This window comes from Streptomyces sp. NPDC007929, assembly GCF_042959065.1.
Taxonomy (GTDB): Bacteria; Actinomycetota; Actinomycetes; order Streptomycetales; family Streptomycetaceae; genus Streptomyces.
The window spans coordinates 341,002-356,888 of record NZ_JBIBKD010000006.1; the positions used below are offsets into that span (position 1 = coordinate 341,002).

Genomic DNA, 15,887 nt, shown 5'->3' on the forward strand with positions numbered 1-15,887 from the left:
ACGATGATCGGAACCCCCTTCGGTGTGGGGTCCCGTGACTGAGGAGATGCGTGCCGGTGCCTGCCCGACTTCCTTCGTGGGCCTGGGTGACCGGCCTGACCGTGGGAGCGATAGCCGCGGTGACGGTCCTGGGCGTGCAGGCGGACCGGGGCTCGCATCCCACCGCCACCTCGGCCAAGCCGAGCAGCACGGCCTCGGCGCAGCCCACCCCCACACCGTCGGCCCCGGCGCGGGTGCCCGACGGCTCCGGCACCGGGCGACGCGTCGTCTACTCCCTCGGCGAGAAGCGCGTCTGGCTGGTGGACGCGAGCGAGGCGACCCGCCGGACGTTCACCGTCTGGCCGGGCTCGGTCAGCCCCGACCCGGGCAGCTACACGGTGTCGTCGCGCAACGCGGCCACGACCGGCTCGGACGGCATGCAGATCGAGCACATCGTGTACTTCGCCGCAAAGGACGGGGTCTCCGTCGCCTTCTCCAACGCGGTCGACGGCGCCTCCCCGCCGCCCGCCGCCTCCGGCACCAAGACGGGCGGCGTCAGGATGCGGAAGGCGGACGGCACGGCACTGTGGGCGTTCGGCACGGTCGGCACGACCGTGACCGTGGTCAAGTAGCGGAGGTCTCCGTACGCGGGGCCGACAACTGGTTGACGATCAGCACGACCCCGCTGAACAGGAAGATCCGGGTCGCGGCGTCCAGTCCGTTCCAGCTCTTCGACTGCCACATCGAGAACCACTCACCGCCGATCGCGATGAACCCGGCCCCGAACAGCAGCATCACCATCAGCAGCCCGTACGTGGACATCCGCCGGGCGCGCAGGTCATCACGTCTGGCCCACAGCCAGCTCCCGTATATGAGGACCAGCGCGGCGACGGTCTCCCAGACGATGATCCCGACGTAGGCGGCGTCCTGGAGCCCCTGGCTCGTGACGGCCCGCCACATCAGGTCCTCGTCCTTGAACGTGGTGTCCATGGCCAGCACATGCCGGACGAACTGCTGGTTGGTCCCGAAGTCGGTGATGTTCCCGAACGCGACGAGCGCCATGTAGAAGGCGATGATCGCGGTGAGCACGGTGGCGGCGAGTGACAGTGTGCCGCGTGATGTGGAGGAGGTGGCCATGGCGATCATTCTCCCCGTGCCCGGCCCTCCGGTGTACCCCGCCGATCAGCTCCCGGCCGCGAACTCCAGGAAATCGGCCCAGACTTCAGCGGGGAACGCCAGGCGGGCGTCCTTGGCCTTGGAGTCGCGGATGTGAACGGTGGGGGCGGATATGGCGACCTCCACGCAGTCGGGGCCGTCGTTGCCGCTGTAGCTGCTCTTGAACCACGTCAGCGAGGTGGGCGTCATGTCTCTTCTCCCAGCACTTTCTCGATGAAGGTCAGTGAATCGCGGGGCGAGAGGGCCTGTGCCCGGATCATGCCATAGCGCATGTCGAGGACCTGGACGTCCCTCGGATCGCTGATCACCCGGTCGTACAGCTGGCTTTCCGTGTGTCCGACTGCCTTGCCGTCCTGGAGCTTCAGCAGCCGGAACGAACCCATCACGGCCGCGTGGTCCTCCCTGCCCATGGGCATCACCTGGATCTCGACGTGCCTCAACTCCGCGATCTCCAACAGGTGTTCGAGTTGGCGGCGCAGTACCATTTTGCCCCCGAGAGGCCGCCGCAGAGTCATCTCTTCCTGGACAAACGTGACCAGGGGGCGGGGAGTCCGATCGAAGACGGCCTTTCGTGCCATGCGCGCGGCCACGTGGCGCTCGATCTCGTCCTCGCTGTAGGACGGCCGTCGCATCGCGTACAGCGCCTGGGCGTACTCGGGCGTCTGCAGCAGCCCGTGGATGTGCAGGGCCGAGTACGCCCCGAGTTCGACGGCCTGGTCCTCCAGCTTGGTCAGATCCCGCACCGTCTTCGGATACCGCGCCTTCTCCACGTCCTCCCTCATCGCGGAGAGCTTGCCGCCCGCGCCCAGGACGTCATCCGCCTTGTCGAGAAAGTCCGGCTTGGGGATGCGCCGCGCCCGTTCGACGGACGACACCATCTCCTCCCCGTACCCGATCGCCGCACCGAGTTCCGCCTGCTTCAGCCCCGCCGCCTCGCGCCACAGCCGGATCTGCCGCCCGACCGTCCTGAGTACGGCTGCCGCTTCCTCGTCCTCCATGCCTTCCCCTCCTGACGTACGAGCCGTACGACCCCGCCGCGCGCCCGGACAGTCACGCTCCGTACCGTGGTCGTCGCTGTTCAGAGTAGGGACGGACGACCACGCTGGGTGACATGAGCCAGAAATTCCTCGCCGAAACCACCGTCCCCGTACGCCACTTCGCGATCCAGCTGTCCGCCACTCGAAGAGGTGCTCGACTGGCGCGCCTGCTCGCCGAACGTCAACTCGACGAATGGGGCGAGGCGTACGAGGCCGCCGCGCAGGTCGTGGCCGAGTTGGCGTCCAACGCGGTGCTGCACGGGCGCGTCCCGGGCAGGGACTTCCGGCTCGCCCTGAGGCTGCACCCCGGCGGCACGCTCCGTATCGAGGTCACCGACGCCCGGGGCGACCGGATCCCGCGTGCCCCGGGGCCGGTCGCGGACGACGCGGAGGGTGGGCGGGGGCTGCGCATCGTCACGGCGTGCGCGGACCGCTGGGGGGTGGTGGAGACGGCGGCTCACGGCAAGACGGTGTGGGCTGAACTGGGTTCGAGCCAGGGGAACTCGTCCGGGACCGACGTACTACGGTGATTCGATGAGTGAGCAGCGCACAGTGTCCGAGGAGGCCGGTGAGGTCCGCCGGTTCTGGGAGCGGCTCGGGCTTCCCGGGCTGATCGACGTCCACACCCACTTCATGCCGGAGCGCGTGCTGCGCAAGGTGTGGGAGTACTTCGACAGCAACGGGCCGCTGGTCGGCGGGCTGGAGTGGCCGATCACGTACCGGAGGGTCGAGGAGGAGCGGGCGGCGCTGCTGCGGGACTTCGGTGTGCGGGCCTTCACCTCGATGCTCTACCCGCACAAGCCCGGCATGGCCGAGTGGCTGAACGGCTGGGCCGCCGACTTCGCCCGTCGCACGCCCGACTGCCTGCACACCGCCACCCTGTACCCCGAGCCGGGGGTGGAGGAGTACGTCCGCGAGGCCGTGGAGGCGGGGGCGCGGGTGTTCAAGTCACATGTGCAGGTGGGTGCGTACGATCCGGCCGACGAGCGGCTCGACCCGGCGTGGGGGCTGCTGGCCGAGGCCGGGATACCCGTGGTGATGCACTGCGGCTCCGGGCCCGCGCCCGGCAAGCACACCGGCCCCGAGCCCGTCGCGCGGGTCCTGGCGCGGCACCCGGGGCTGCGGCTGATCGTCGCGCACATGGGCATGCCCGAGTACGGGGAGTTCCTCGACCTCGCCGAGCGGTACGGCGAGGTGCGGCTGGACACGACGATGGCGTTCACGGACTTCACCGAGGGCTTCATGCCGTACCCGCGCGAGGCCCTGCCCCGGTTCGCCGCGCTCGGCGACCGCATCCTGTTCGGCTCCGACTTCCCCAACATCCCCTACCCGTACCTGCACCAGCTCCAGGCCCTGGAGCGGCTGGGCCTCGGCGAGGAGTGGCTCCGGGCCGTCTGCCACGACAACGCGGCGGCGCTCTTCAACCGGTGATCTGCTCGCGCACCCACGCCGGGTCGGGATTGGTGTGCGCCCGGCCCGCCACGACGACCGTCGGCACGGTCTCGTCGCCCTGGTTGGCCGCCCGCACCACCGCGGCCCCGGCCGGGTCCCGCCAGATGTCGACCCAGTGCACCCGGCGGGCGTCCCGGCCCAGGCGGAGGCGCAGCCGCAGGCAGTACTGGCAGCCCGGCCGCCAGTAGACGACCGGCTGGCCGTCGGCCGCACTGCGCCGCTCCGCCTCCCGCGCCCCGACGGACCGGGGGAAGACCAGCGGCGAGTGCACGCCCGCGAGGAGCAGGAAGAACAGGAGCAGGACGACGGCCGCGGCGGTGCTCCCGGTGAGGACCAGGCCCGCGGCACCGCTGAACACCAGCAGGATCGGCAGGGTCCAGGCGCGCTTCATGGAGGCGAAGGATAGTCGCCGTGCCGTGCGGCGCTCTTCAGCGCAGCAGGTCCACGTACGTGTCCGTGCCCGGCACCGTCGGGATGAACGGGGCCACCAGTTCCACCCTGCCCAGGCCCGACTCCGTCACCGCCGTGTCGAGGCCGGTGAAGTAGGGCTCCCAGCACTCCCTCGGGTCCGTCTGGAGGAACCACAGCAGCGTCAGCCGGGTGTCGACGCCCTCGACCTGCTTCACGTAGGTCATGCGGTCGCCGGGCAGGGGCGTCGGGCGGAAGAGCGTCACCAGCGCGGCCGGGGAACCCGCCAGGCGTTTGGGCAGGTGGCGGGTGCGCAGCCACTGAAGGAGCGGGGCGCGCTGTTCGGGGCTGTCGGCCTCGACGACCTGGAGGACCAGGCCCGCGTAGGGGTGGTCCAGGGCGTGGACGTCCCGGGGTCCGGCCGCGCCGTCGCGGTACACCGTCGCCTCGTGGTTCTGGAACGCCGTGAGGACGTGGGTGCGGTCGTGGTAGACGCGGGCGTCCCGGTTGAGGCGCTTGTTGATGGCGACCGTCCAGCGCATGTGGTCGTCGTAGCGGCCGTCGGTGATCCAGTACGTGGAGAGGTAGCAGCCCGCGGTGACCGGCTGGGCGATCGCCGACTTCTCGGGGGAGCGCAGGAGTTGCAGGTCCCGGGTCGCCACCCAGCGGCGGCCGGCCTGCATCCAGGGCATGGCCATCGCTCCGGCGTAGTAGTGGTCGTCCTCGTACCAGCGGTTGTAGGCGTACTCGTGGCCGGGGTGCGGCTCGACCATGGTGATGAGGGCGTGGCCGGGGTGGGTGCCGTAGGGGCCGACGGCGGCCAGTTCGGCGTACTGCTCGCTGCGGGTGTCCTCGCTCATGCCCTTCCCCTTCGTCGGTGGCTGACCCATACTCTGACGCTCCGTCAGATAGAACGCCAGGGTCCGGTCCGGGGAGGTCCTGCCATGTCACTGCTCGCGGGGAAGACGGTCGTGGTGTCGGGGGTGGGGGCCGGGCTCGGACGGCAGGTCGCGGCGGCCGTCGTACGGGACGGCGGGCGGGTCGTGCTCGGGGCCCGCATGGAGGCGAGCCTGGCGAAGACGGCCGCCGAGATCGATCCCGGCGGGGCGTGTACGGCGTACCGCGCCACGGACATCTGCGACGAGGCGCAGTGCGAGGCGCTGGCCGGGGTGGCGCGGGAGCGGTTCGGCGGGATCGACGCCGTCGTCCAGGTGGCCGCGCTGGACGGCTACTTCGGCGGTCTGGAGGACGCCGACTTCGAGTCCTGGCGGTCGGTCCTCGACGTGAACCTGCTGGGCACGCTGCGGATGACCCGGGCCTGTCTGCCGTCGCTCAAGGAGGGCGGCGGGTCCGTCGTGTTCATCGGGACGCAGTCGGCGGTGGCGGCTCCCTCGCAGGTGCGGCAGGCGGCGTACGCGGCGTCGAAGGGGGCGCTGACGAGTGCGATGTACTCGCTCGCGCGAGAGCTCGGGCCGTACCGGATCCGCGTCAACACCGTGCTGCCGGGCTGGATGTGGGGGCCGCAGGTGCAGGCCTACGTGCAGTTCGCCGCACAGTCGGAGGGGGTCGAGGAGGCGGCCGTCCTGAAGCGGCTGACCGGGCGGATGGCGCTGCCGGAGCTGGCCACGGACGGCGACGTGGCCGACGCGGCGGTGTTCCTGGCGTCGGACCGGGCGCGGTCGATCACCGGACAGTCGTTGCTGGTCAACGCGGGGGAGCTGATGCGGTGAGTTCATGTAGATGAACCGAGGCCATCAAGTCGAACATTTTTACCTCCCTTTGACCCTCCGCTCACTTGTCGTGTTCACGCGGCAGCGCCCACGATGAGCGCCGGGCTGATCCCTGGGAGGGCGCACATGAACGGTCTCGACTGGGCCGTGCTCATCGGATACTTCGCCGTGATGGTCGCGATCGGCGTCTGGTCCCACAAACGCGTCGACAACGTCAGCGACTTCTTCACCGCCGGCGGCAAGATGCCCTGGTGGCTGTCCGGCATCTCGCACCACATGTCGGGCTACAGCGCGGTGATGTTCACCGGGTACGCGGGCATCGCCTACACCTACGGCGTCACGTCCTTCGTCACCTGGTCCTTCCCCATCGCCCTCGGTATCGCCATCGGGTCGAAGCTGTTCGCGCCGCGCATCAACCGGCTGCGCTCCCGGCTCCACGTGGCCTCCCCGCTGGAGTACCTGAAGAACCGCTACGACCTGAAGACGCAGCAGGCGCTGGCCTGGTCCGGGATGCTGCTGAAGATCGTGGACGTGGGCGCCAAGTGGGCCGCCATCGCCACCCTGCTGTCCGTCTTCACGGGGATCTCCCTCAACCAGGGCATCCTCATCACCGGCGGCATCACGGCGATCTACTGCACGATCGGCGGCCTCTGGGCGGACGCGCTGACCGAACTGGGCCAGTTCATCATCCAGTTGCTGGCCGGCGTCGCGATGTTCGTGGCGGTGTTCGTACGCCTCGACGACCACGGCGGCTTCTTCGGCGTCTGGGACTCGCCCGAACTCCAGGGCCACGGCAAACCGCTGGTCGGCCCCTACGGCACGGTGTTCCTGCTCGCGTTCCTCTTCATCAAGCTCTTCGAGTACAACGGCGGCATGCTCAACCAGGCCCAGCGCTACATGGCCACCCCCAACGCCAAGGAGGCCGAGCGCTCCGCCCGCCTGTCGGCGATCCTCTGGCTGGTCTGGCCGCTGGTGCTGTTCTTCCCCATGTGGATGTCGCCGCTGCTGGTGGAGTCGCAGAAGCCGGACGGCTCCGATTCGTACGCCCTGATGACCGAACAGCTCCTGCCGCACGGCCTGCTGGGCCTGGTCATCGTCGGCTTCTTCTCCCACACCATGGCCATGTGCTCCTCCGACGCCAACGCCATCGCGGCCGTCTTCACCCGGGACTGCGCGCCGGTGATCTGGGCACGGGCCCGGACCTGGAACCAGAGCCAGGGGCTGCGGGTCGCCCGGGTCGCCACGGTCGTCTTCCTCGGTCTGTCCATGGCGGCGGCGACCCAGGTCAATTCCCCCGCGTTCAAGGACATCATCACGGTCGTCATCAAGTGGGTGGCCGGTCTGATGGGCCCGATGGCGATCCCGATGATGCTGGGCCTGCTCCGCGCCTTCCGCCGCTCCGGCCCCACGGCGGCCCTGGTCAGCTGGTCCATGGGCCTGCTCGCCTTCTGGCTGGTGAACTACCCGGTCAACTGGAACGTCGAGGGCGGCGTCCCCCTCCAGTACCAGGTGTCGATCCCCCTGGCGGTCTCACTGGTCCTGTACATCCTCGTCGGCTACATCCGGCCCGAGGACACCCCGGAGCGGCTGGCGATCATCGAGCGCATCAACACGGACGACGACGGCACGGCGGCGGCCCCGGTCCCGGCCCCGACGGGCCCGACGGACGAGGTCGTCCGCACCGCCAAGGACTGACTCAGCCCCGGGTGACCCCCCCTTCGCCGGGGTGGTCACCCGGCCGCACCGTGGGGCCGGTTCAGGCTCTCGGGTAGCGGGTCAGCCAGGCTGGGGAGGATCCGGCGGGGCCGTGCAGGGCTGGGCCCTGGGTCATCTCCATGGCGAAGTCGTCGGCCAGTTCCAGGATGGTGGGGCGGCCCTCCAGCTCGGCCAGCCAGCCCGGCGGCAGGGCGGTCTCGCCGTGCAGAGCGCCGAGCAGGCCGCCGGTCAGCGCGCCGACGGTGGCTGAGGGGCCGTCGTGGTTCACCGCCAGACACAGCCCGTGCCGTACGTCCGCCGCGACCAGCGCGCAGTACACCGCGGCGGCCACCAGACCCTCAGCCGTACCCGCCCCGCTCAGCTCGGCCACCCGCTCCGGGCCCGGCATGCCCTGCCGCACGGCACCCAGCGCATGCTGGAGCGCGTCCGACACCGGCTGGTGGCCCGGCCGGGCGGCCAGCAGCCCGAAGGCACGCTGCACGGCGCCGTCCAGGCTCTCGCCCAGCGCCAGCGCGTGCACGATCACGGCGTACGCGCCCGCCGCGAGCGAGGCCGTGGGATGGCCGTGGGTCTGCGCGGCGCACTCCACCGCGAGCTGCACGACCAGCTGCGGCTCCCACCCCACCAGCAGCCCGAACGGCGCGGACCGGGCCGCCGCCTCGGCTCCGGCCTCCCCGGGGTTCTTGGGCGCCTCCGGGGTCCCCATGGTCTCGTCGCCGAGACCCAGCAGCAGGCAGCGAGCGGGGTGGCGCCGCGCGTACAGCCACTCCTCCCGCGCCAGCCACCCGTCTTCCTTGCGCCGCTCGTCCGGCCCCCAGTCGCGCTGCGTGGCGGCCCAGCGCAGATACGCCCGGTGCAGATCCGTCGGCGGATGCCAGGCGCCGGTGTCCCGTCTGACCTGGGCCCGGATCAGCCCGTCGACGGAGAACAGGGTGAGCTGCGTGAGGTGCGTGACCGCGCCGCGTCTGCCGTAGGCGGGGGCCAGGTCCACCAGGCCCTCCGCCCCGTGCGCCTCCCGAACGGCGTCCATGCCCAGCCCGTCGACCGGCGTGCCCAGCGCGTCCCCCACGGCCACGCCGAGCAGCGTCCCGCGCACCCGGCTGCGGAAGTCCTGCTGCTCTGTACGGCCCCAGACGGCGCCGGCAGTCGCACCCACCTAGACCTCCCCGGGGCACCGTCCATACGTACGACAGCTCAGCACTGTAATCGAACGGGAAGGACGGGTTCAGAGGGGTGCGAAGGACCGGCTCAGCGCAGCTCCTCCGGGCACGGCGTGCCCCGCGGGAACTGGTACGGCGCCGCGAGCCGGTACGTCCCGGCCTTCGGGGCGAGCAGCTCCGTCCACTTGTCGCCCTGCGCGTCCTCCTCCGTCTCCGACAGACAGCCGTTGACGTTCACGTACGTCTTCGGCTCGCCCTCGGGACGCTCCTTGGACTCGTCCGTCTCCTGCGGCGGCTTCAGGCTCTTGCCCTCCGCGTCGACGATGCTCAGCCACGGCGAGTAGGGGATGCGGACCAGGATCCGGCCCGCCTTCTTCACCTGGAGGACCATCTCGCCCTGCTCGGCCCGGTCCACCACCGCGTTCGGCTCGGCCAGCGGGGTCGGGGCGGTCACCCGGAACAGCTGCCAGGTGTCATTGCCCCAGATCTGGGTCAGATACGGCAGCCCGCGCTGCACCAGCGCCCGCTCCCGCTGACCCCCGTCCCCGTCCGGCTCGCCCTTCGGCAGCACGACGTAGTGCACGGCCCAGCGCTTCAGCCACTCGTGGTAGTTCGCCGAGTTGAGCGTGTCGTCGTAGAAGAGGGGGTTGCGCTCCATGTCGGCCTGGCGGTTCCAGCCGCGGGCCAGATTGACGTACGGCGCGAGCGCGGAGGCCTCGCGGTGCGAGCGGGCCGGAACGACCTCGACCCGGCCCTTCTCGGCACCGACCTCCTGCAACTCGTTGACCAGCGGCGCGAGCTCGCGCGACCAGGACGCCGCGGGTGCCGTGTGCACGATGTCGTCGACCGTCTTGAAGCCGATCCACACACCGAAACCGCACAGCGCCACGACCGCCGTGTACCAGCGGCGGCTGCGCGGCACCGTGAACGGCAGCGCCGCCACCAGCGTCACCCCGGCGAACAGCATCGCCAGCCGCGTGATGTTCGAGCCGATCTGGGAGCTGATCAGCCAGACCAGCACGACCCCCAGCCCGTACACCGCGGCCGTGAGCCGGACCGTCTTCCACTCCCGCGGCACCAGCACATAGGCCAGCACGGAGAACGCCAGCGGCAGCAGGACCGAGCCGATGATCATCGGCTGCGTGCCCGAGAACGGGAACAGCCACGCCGACAACGCCACCACCGCGCTCGGCGCCAGACCCAGCGCCCACGCGCCCGGCCGTCGCTTCTGCAGGAACAGCGCCACCGCCACCAGGCCCACGAACAGGCCCGCGACCGGCGACGCCATGGTGGCCAGCGCGGCCAGCGGCGCCGCGCTCAGGGCCTTCGCCCAGCGCTTGTACCGCCACCGGTAGGGCCAGCAGAACACGACGGCGACCGCGCCGAGCGCGAACATCATGCCGAGACCGAAGGTCACCCGCCCGGACACCGCGTTGCAGAACAGTCCGAACACGCCCGCCAGTGACGCCCACAGGGGGTTCAGCACGGAGCGGCTGCGCAGCAGGAGCAGGGTGAGCAGCCCGGCGGAGACCGTCCCGGCGATCATCATCGTGGTCCGCACGCCGAGCACCGACATCAGATACGGCGACACCACGCTGTACGACACCGGGTGCATCCCGCCGTACCAGGCGAGGTTGTACGCCGAGTCCGGGTGCCGGCCGACGAACTCGGCCCACGCGTCCTGAGCGGCCAGATCGCCGCCGCTGTTCGCGAACGTGAAGAACCAGAGGATGTGCAGTGCCGCGGCCAGGCCCGTGATGGACAGGACCGGGTGGCGCAGCATGCGTTCGCGCAGTGCGAGCACGGGGGCGGGCCACTCGAACCCGGAGCCGCGGTCCTCGGGCTTGCCGGTGCTGTCCTCAGGTGTGCCGGTCTCGGGTGCGCCGGTCTCAGGTGCGCCGGTCTCGGGTGTGCCGGTCTCAGGCGGGTTGTCCGTGCCGTCTTCCGGTGTTTCGGGCAGGCCTATTCGCGGGCTGGATACCGAGCCCGGTCCGGTGTCGTCTGCGCGTGTCGGCTCCGCAGTGGCCACTCGAAGGCACTCCCCGTGTCCCGTCTTCTGTTCTCGGCTTCCGCTGCCGCGCCGCCGCGAGCGGCGACCTGTCCCGGTTCGGGACGCTAGCACGCACCCCGCCGGGCAGCGCCCGGACGGGCCCGTCGCCGGCGGAGTGCGGTGCCGCGGCCGCCCCGGCTCAGCCGAGGCGCGTGAGCTTGGCCCCGAAGCCCGGCTCCGTCAGGTCCTTCTGGAGGGCGACCGGGACCTTCACGGCGCTGCTGCTGCCGTCGCCGACGGTGAGCGTGCCCACCTTCGTGCCGGCCTTGGCCGTGTGCGGCAGGTCGTCACCGGCGAACGTCAGCTTGACGGACAGACCCGCCCAGCCGACGGCAGTGACGTCCTCGGTGACGGCGACCGGGGTGCGGCCGCCGAGACCGTCGTCGGCGTACCCGACGACATCGCCCTTCTTCAGGATCGTCGCCGACTCCAGCGCGCCCTGCGCGGCCTTGATCAGCTTGTCGCCCTCGTGGAGCGCGGCACCCAGGATCGTGTTGTCCGGGCCGCCGGCGGGCTGGCGCACGACCGCGCCGATGATCCGGTGCGTCTCGCCGTTCACGTCCTTCTTGGCCGCGAAGACGAGGTTGCCGAGCGCCGAGGTGGTGGTGCCGGTCTTGATGCCGGTGACGTCGTTGTAGCCGACCAGGCGGTTCCAGTTGTCGTGCTTCTTCTGCTTGTAGTCGACGTACGACATCATCGCCGCGACCTCGCGGAACGCCGGCTGGAGCATGGCGGCCTTGGCGAGCTTGACCTGGTCCACGGCCGTGGAGACGGTCGTGTTGTTCAGGCCCGACGGGTCGGTGTACGTCGTGTTCTTCATGCCGAGGTCCGTCGCGGCCTGGTTCATCTTCCGCACGAACGCCTTCTCGGACCCCGCGTCCCAGCGGGCGAGCAGCCGCGCCACGTTGTTCGCGGACGCGATCAGGATGCTCTCCAGGGCCTCCCGCTCGGTGATCTTGTCGTCCTTGGTGACGTCGACGGTGGACTCCTGTCCGGCGTCGGACTGGTCCTCGGCGGCCTGGTCGATCAGGATCTTCGGGCCGTCCTCGCCGCTCTTGAGCGGGTGGTCGCGCAGGATGACGTAGGCGGTCATGACCTTGGCGACGCTCGCGATCGGGACGGGCTTCTGCTCGCCGGAGGACCCGAACGTGCCGATGCCCTGGACGTCCAGCGCGGCCTGGCCGTCGGTGGGCCAGGGGATGTCGACCTTGCCGCCCTCGAAGGTGTAGCTGTCCTTCGCGGTCAGTTCGAGGGTGGGCGAGGGGAGCGGGCGCACGGTCTGCACGACCGCGAAGACGACGATCAGGAGCAGCACGAGCGGCGTCCAGATCTTCACCCGCCGGGCCGCCGTCCGCAGCGGGGTCTCCGGGGGCGGCGGGGTGTTCGTCAGCTCGGCCAGCAGATCCAGGGGCGGCTTGGGCGGCAGCGGCTGCTGCGTGGTCCGCTCGGGTCCGACGGTGGGGACGGGCGCGGTGGCCTCCGCCGGGGCGGGCCTCTTCGCCGCCGGGTCGTCCAGGGGCTTGAGCGCGACGAACTTGCTGGTCCGCTCGGCGTCCTTCTCCGGGACGTCCTTCTTCGGAGCGTCCGTCTTCGGCAGGTCCGACTTCGGAAGGTCCTTGGCCGCGCCCCCGAGCTTCAGCATGGTGGTGGGCTGATCGACCGGGGGCCGCAGGGTCTTGAAGACGGCGGTGGGCTGGTCGACGGGGGGTGCGGCGGGGGCGTCGTCGTCGGCGTCGTCGGAGGCCTTGGGGGCGGCCTTGAAGACGGCGGTGGGGTGGTCGACGGAGTCGGTGCGCTTGGCGTCGGTGCCCTTGGCGTCGGGTGTCTTGGCGTCGGGTTTCTTGGGGGTGGCGTCCTCGGGCGCGGTCTTGGCGGAGGCCTCGGCCTTGCCGGACACCCGCGGGTCCGCGGGCTCGTCGCCGGCCTTGGCCCCGGAGGCACTCCCACCGGTGGCGGAACGGTCCGCCTCGGGCTCGTCGCCCTCGTCGGCGGAGTCCTGGCCCTCGGCGTCACCTTCGGCGGCGGACTCCTTCTCCCCGTCCGCCGAGGCGACCCACGCGGCTACGGCATCCCGCAACCGCCCGTCACTACCCTCAGCGCCCGAGCCGCCCTCAGCCCGCCCGCCGTCACCGGCCGCGGCGTCCACCGGGTCCTCGGCGTCCGTACCGCTCCGGGCTGGCCCGGCGTCACCGGCGGAGCCCTCCGCCGCGCTCTCGGCGCCCGAGTCGTTCTCGGTGTCCGTACCGTGCTCGGCGGACTCGTCCGCGCCCTCGGCGTCCGAGCTGTCCTCGGCCCGCCCGGCGTCACCGGCGGCGTCCGCCGGGTCCTTGGCGTCCGAACCGCTCCGGGCCCGCCGGGCGTCACCGGCGGAGCCCTCCGCCGCGCTCTCGGCGCCCGAGTCGTTCTCGGTGTCCGTACCGCGCTCGGCGGACTCGTCCGCGCCCTTGCCGCCGGAGCCGTTCCCGGCGCCCTCGGCGTCCGAGCTGCCCTCGGCCCGCCCGGCGTCACCGGCGGAGCTGTCCGCAGGGCTCTCGGCGTCCGGGTCGCCCTTGGCGCACTCCGCGTCCGAGGCGTTCTCGGAGAGCTCTGCGTCACCCGAGGCGCTCTGGGCGCGCTCCGCGTCACCCGAGGCGTTCTCGGCGCGCTCCGCGTCAGCCGCGGTGCTCTCCGTGTCCGGGGTGCCCGTCTCGTGCCCGGTGTTCTTCGGGGACTCGCCCGTGCGCGTGGACAGCACGCGCGTCGCCGTGTCGGCGCCACCCCGTGCCAATGACCTCTCCGTGTCCCGGGCCACCGCGAGACGCGGGTCGGCCGCGGATTCGCTCCTGGCCTCCGGAACCGGACTCGCGCTCCCCGACGTCTCTCGTGCCGACGACTCGCGCTGCTTCGACCTGTCGGGGGACTCGCCCGCCACCGATGCCTCCTCCTCGCGCCGCTGCTCCCCGCGTGCGCGTACCGAACCGTGAACCGCCGCCCGTGACACCGCTCCGGCGCTGTCCGAACCATGTACCAGTGTCCTGTGTGCGGGCCAAACCCATCCGGTAGACGAGAACGACATACCTACTGGTTCCACTACGAACCGGTCACGCACCCTCGACAGACCAATGTGAGAGGGGTCACCCTGTCTTTCATCCACGCGGGGAGGCATGGATGGGCAGGAGCCGCAGAACACTTCCGGAGGAGCTTCTGCTGCTGGCGTTGGACCCGACCACGGGCACCACCGCACAGCCGCAGTCGCTCGACCTCGGTCTGGCCGGAGCACAGCTAGTAGAGCTGGCGCTGGCCGGACGGATAGCCCCAGACGGGGATCGTATCGCCGTGGTGGCGCCACGGCCGACTGGAGATCCGACACTGGACTGCGCACTGGAGTTGCTGCGAAGGCGTGGCGCTCCCGTGCGAGCCGTCCACTGGATTGGCGGGCCGCGTCTCGGGCTGCGCCAGACCTACCTCTCGCATCTGGAGCGGTGCGGCATGGTGCATGCCGTGGCGGGCCAGATGTGCGGGGTGCTGCCGACGACTCGCTACCAGGCGACGGACACCGAGATCAGCCGGGAGATCAGGGCCCGGCTGGACTCCGCGATCCGCACCGGCGTACCGCCGGACCCGCGGACCGCGGCACTCGCCGCCCTCGCTCACGCGGTCGGCCTCGGCAAGCACCTGTACCCGGGCAACGAGGGACGCTCCTCTCGCTCCCGGCTCAGGGACCTGATCAGGCACGACCCCATGGGCGGTCTCGTCGCGCACGCGGTGATGGACGTCCAGAACGGCGTCGCGGCCCAGCCGCGCCGCAACGCCGCACCGTCCGGCCGCCAGGCCACCGGCGGCACCCGGCCCGCAGCGGAGCCCGCCCGGGGGGTTCCGATGCAGCCACGCCACGGAAGCATGGCGCGCGTCGCGGCCCACTGAGCCGCGCCGCGCCCGCCCACGACCGGTGCACGCACCACGGGACCCACGAACCCGGTCACGGGAGCCGCTGTCCGAGCGGGGCGGAGAGAGCACACACTCTCTCCGCCCCGCTCGGCGTGCCGTGCCCGAACTGGCGTGTACCCGTCGCATATCCACCGTTTCCCAGCGGTAGTGAGCACCTTGGTGGCAGTCTGCTCAACAGCAGATACGCAAAGTAGAGGCACGCAGCCGGAGGTGCACGTCCCGTGGCGTCCAATGTCAATCCCACCGTCAGGCGGCGCCGGCTGGGCCAGGAGCTCCGCAGGCTCCGTGAGCTCAAGGGCATGACGGCCGAAGAAGTGGCCGAGCGGCTGCTGGTGTCGCAGTCGAAGATCAGCCGTCTGGAGAACGGACGGCGCAGCATCAGCCAGCGCGACGTCCGCGACCTGTGCGGGGTCTACGAGGTCGAGGACCAGCGCATCGTCGACTCGCTGATGCAGATGGCCAAGGACTCCCGGCAGCAGGGCTGGTGGCACGCGTTCGGGGACATCCCCTACAGCGTCTACATCGGCCTGGAGACGGACGCCGAGTCGCTGCGGGTCTACGAACCGCAGATCATCACCGGCCTGTTGCAGACCCGGGCGTACGCCGAGGCCATCATCCGCGGCGGCTCGCCCGAGGCGTCGGACGCCGACAACGACAAGCGCGTGGAGGTCCGGCTGCGCAGGCAGGGCCGGATCACCGCCGAGACCGACCCGCTGCGGCTGTGGGTGGTCCTGGACGAGGCGTCACTGCACCGGATCGTCGGCAGCCGCCCGGTGATGCGCGAGCAGCTGGAGCACCTCATCGAGATGTCGCAGCTGCCCCACATCACCGTGCAGGTCCTGCCGTTCGAGGTGGGCGCGCACGCGGGCATCAACGGCCAGTACTCGATCCTGGAGTTCGCCGACGCGGCCGACTCGAGCGTGGTCTACATCGAGGGCGTCACCAGCGACCTGTACCTGGAGAAGCCGCTCGACGTGCAGAAGTACACGGTGATGTACGAGCACCTGCGCGCCCAGTCGCTGAACGTGGACCAGTCCCGGCAGCTCATCGAGAACGTGGCGAAGGAATACGCGCGCTGAGCCGCCGCGGGAGGGCCATCCGCCGCCGGGGATGACCTTCCGTCGGGCAAAGCGCGGGATGCTACACCCCTGACACGCCTGACTGGAAGTCTCCTCTGGAATATGCCATCCAGTCGAGTGAATGACTGCTCCGAACGAGGATGTTGGCGAGTAGCGTCGATCACGCCAACCAC

General features: G+C 71.0%; 15 protein-coding genes. 7 read left to right on the forward strand and 8 right to left on the reverse strand.

Annotation, left to right across the window (positions count from 1 at the left end; all coding sequences use genetic code 11):
• The first annotated feature begins 56 nt into the window (after positions 1-56).
• Positions 57-611: a hypothetical protein gene (locus ACFZDE_RS22330; protein WP_391202074.1), complete on the forward strand. Its 555-nt coding sequence runs from the start codon at positions 57-59 to the stop codon at positions 609-611.
• Here ACFZDE_RS22330 and ACFZDE_RS22335 read toward each other — a convergent pair.
• Genes ACFZDE_RS22335 through ACFZDE_RS22345 form a run of 3 tightly spaced genes read right to left on the reverse strand, consistent with a single transcriptional unit; the run spans position 604 to position 2,153 of the window.
• Positions 604-1,116 carry a DUF2165 family protein gene (locus ACFZDE_RS22335; RefSeq protein ID WP_391202076.1) on the reverse strand — a complete coding sequence of 171 codons (513 nt, stop codon included), beginning with the start codon at positions 1,114-1,116 and terminating at the stop codon, positions 604-606. The two genes, ACFZDE_RS22330 and ACFZDE_RS22335, sit on opposite strands and share 8 nt — an antisense overlap.
• Positions 1,117-1,161: 45 nt before the next feature.
• Positions 1,162-1,344 (reverse strand): DUF397 domain-containing protein, encoded by a 183-nt coding sequence (locus tag ACFZDE_RS22340; RefSeq protein WP_391001087.1) that lies wholly within the window; start codon positions 1,342-1,344, stop codon positions 1,162-1,164.
• Positions 1,341-2,153: a Scr1 family TA system antitoxin-like transcriptional regulator gene (locus tag ACFZDE_RS22345; RefSeq protein ID WP_391001090.1), complete on the reverse strand. Its 813-nt coding sequence runs from the start codon at positions 2,151-2,153 to the stop codon at positions 1,341-1,343. The genes ACFZDE_RS22340 and ACFZDE_RS22345 overlap by 4 nt, the downstream gene beginning before the upstream one ends.
• Positions 2,154-2,266: 113 nt before the next feature.
• On the opposite strand from ACFZDE_RS22345, the gene ACFZDE_RS22350 reads away from it, so the two are divergent.
• Positions 2,267-2,722: an ATP-binding protein gene (locus ACFZDE_RS22350; protein WP_391202079.1), complete on the forward strand. Its 456-nt coding sequence runs from the start codon at positions 2,267-2,269 to the stop codon at positions 2,720-2,722.
• A gap of 4 nt (positions 2,723-2,726) precedes the next feature.
• A complete protein-coding gene (locus ACFZDE_RS22355) occupies positions 2,727-3,623 on the forward strand; it encodes an amidohydrolase family protein (protein ID WP_391202082.1) in 897 nt (298 codons plus the stop codon).
• Here ACFZDE_RS22355 and ACFZDE_RS22360 read toward each other — a convergent pair.
• Entirely contained in the window at positions 3,613-4,035 is a 423-nt protein-coding gene (locus ACFZDE_RS22360; protein WP_391202084.1) for a glutaredoxin domain-containing protein, read from the reverse strand. The genes ACFZDE_RS22355 and ACFZDE_RS22360 overlap by 11 nt on opposite strands.
• Before the next feature lie 37 nt (positions 4,036-4,072).
• Positions 4,073-4,912 carry a hypothetical protein gene (locus tag ACFZDE_RS22365; RefSeq protein WP_391202087.1) on the reverse strand — a complete coding sequence of 280 codons (840 nt, stop codon included), beginning with the start codon at positions 4,910-4,912 and terminating at the stop codon, positions 4,073-4,075.
• A gap of 84 nt (positions 4,913-4,996) precedes the next feature.
• On the opposite strand from ACFZDE_RS22365, the gene ACFZDE_RS22370 reads away from it, so the two are divergent.
• Together ACFZDE_RS22370 and ACFZDE_RS22375 are read left to right on the forward strand one after the other, a co-directional pair.
• A complete protein-coding gene (locus ACFZDE_RS22370; protein WP_391202090.1) occupies positions 4,997-5,782 on the forward strand; it encodes an SDR family oxidoreductase in 786 nt (261 codons plus the stop codon).
• A 126-nt stretch (positions 5,783-5,908) separates the two neighbouring features.
• Positions 5,909-7,477, forward strand: a complete 1,569-nt coding sequence (locus ACFZDE_RS22375; protein ID WP_391202092.1) for a sodium:solute symporter family protein — start codon at positions 5,909-5,911, stop codon at positions 7,475-7,477.
• Positions 7,478-7,538: 61 nt separating this feature from the next.
• On the opposite strand, the gene ACFZDE_RS22380 is transcribed toward ACFZDE_RS22375, so the two are convergent.
• The 3 genes from ACFZDE_RS22380 to ACFZDE_RS22390 form a co-directional block, all read right to left on the reverse strand.
• Entirely contained in the window at positions 7,539-8,654 is a 1,116-nt protein-coding gene (locus tag ACFZDE_RS22380; RefSeq protein WP_391202095.1) for an ADP-ribosylglycohydrolase family protein, read from the reverse strand.
• Between the two features lie 92 nt (positions 8,655-8,746).
• Positions 8,747-10,441 (reverse strand): MFS transporter, encoded by a 1,695-nt coding sequence (locus ACFZDE_RS22385; RefSeq protein WP_391202594.1) that lies wholly within the window; start codon positions 10,439-10,441, stop codon positions 8,747-8,749.
• Between the two features lie 406 nt (positions 10,442-10,847).
• Positions 10,848-13,619, reverse strand: coding sequence for a D-alanyl-D-alanine carboxypeptidase (locus ACFZDE_RS22390; protein WP_391202098.1), 2,772 nt, complete (start codon positions 13,617-13,619; stop codon positions 10,848-10,850).
• 236 nt (positions 13,620-13,855) lie between these two features.
• On the opposite strand from ACFZDE_RS22390, the gene ACFZDE_RS22395 reads away from it, so the two are divergent.
• Positions 13,856-14,611, forward strand: coding sequence for a GPP34 family phosphoprotein (locus tag ACFZDE_RS22395; RefSeq protein ID WP_391001114.1), 756 nt, complete (start codon positions 13,856-13,858; stop codon positions 14,609-14,611).
• Positions 14,612-14,856: 245 nt separating this feature from the next.
• Positions 14,857-15,714: a Scr1 family TA system antitoxin-like transcriptional regulator gene (locus ACFZDE_RS22400; protein ID WP_391001116.1), complete on the forward strand. Its 858-nt coding sequence runs from the start codon at positions 14,857-14,859 to the stop codon at positions 15,712-15,714.
• Positions 15,715-15,887 lie beyond the last annotated feature (173 nt).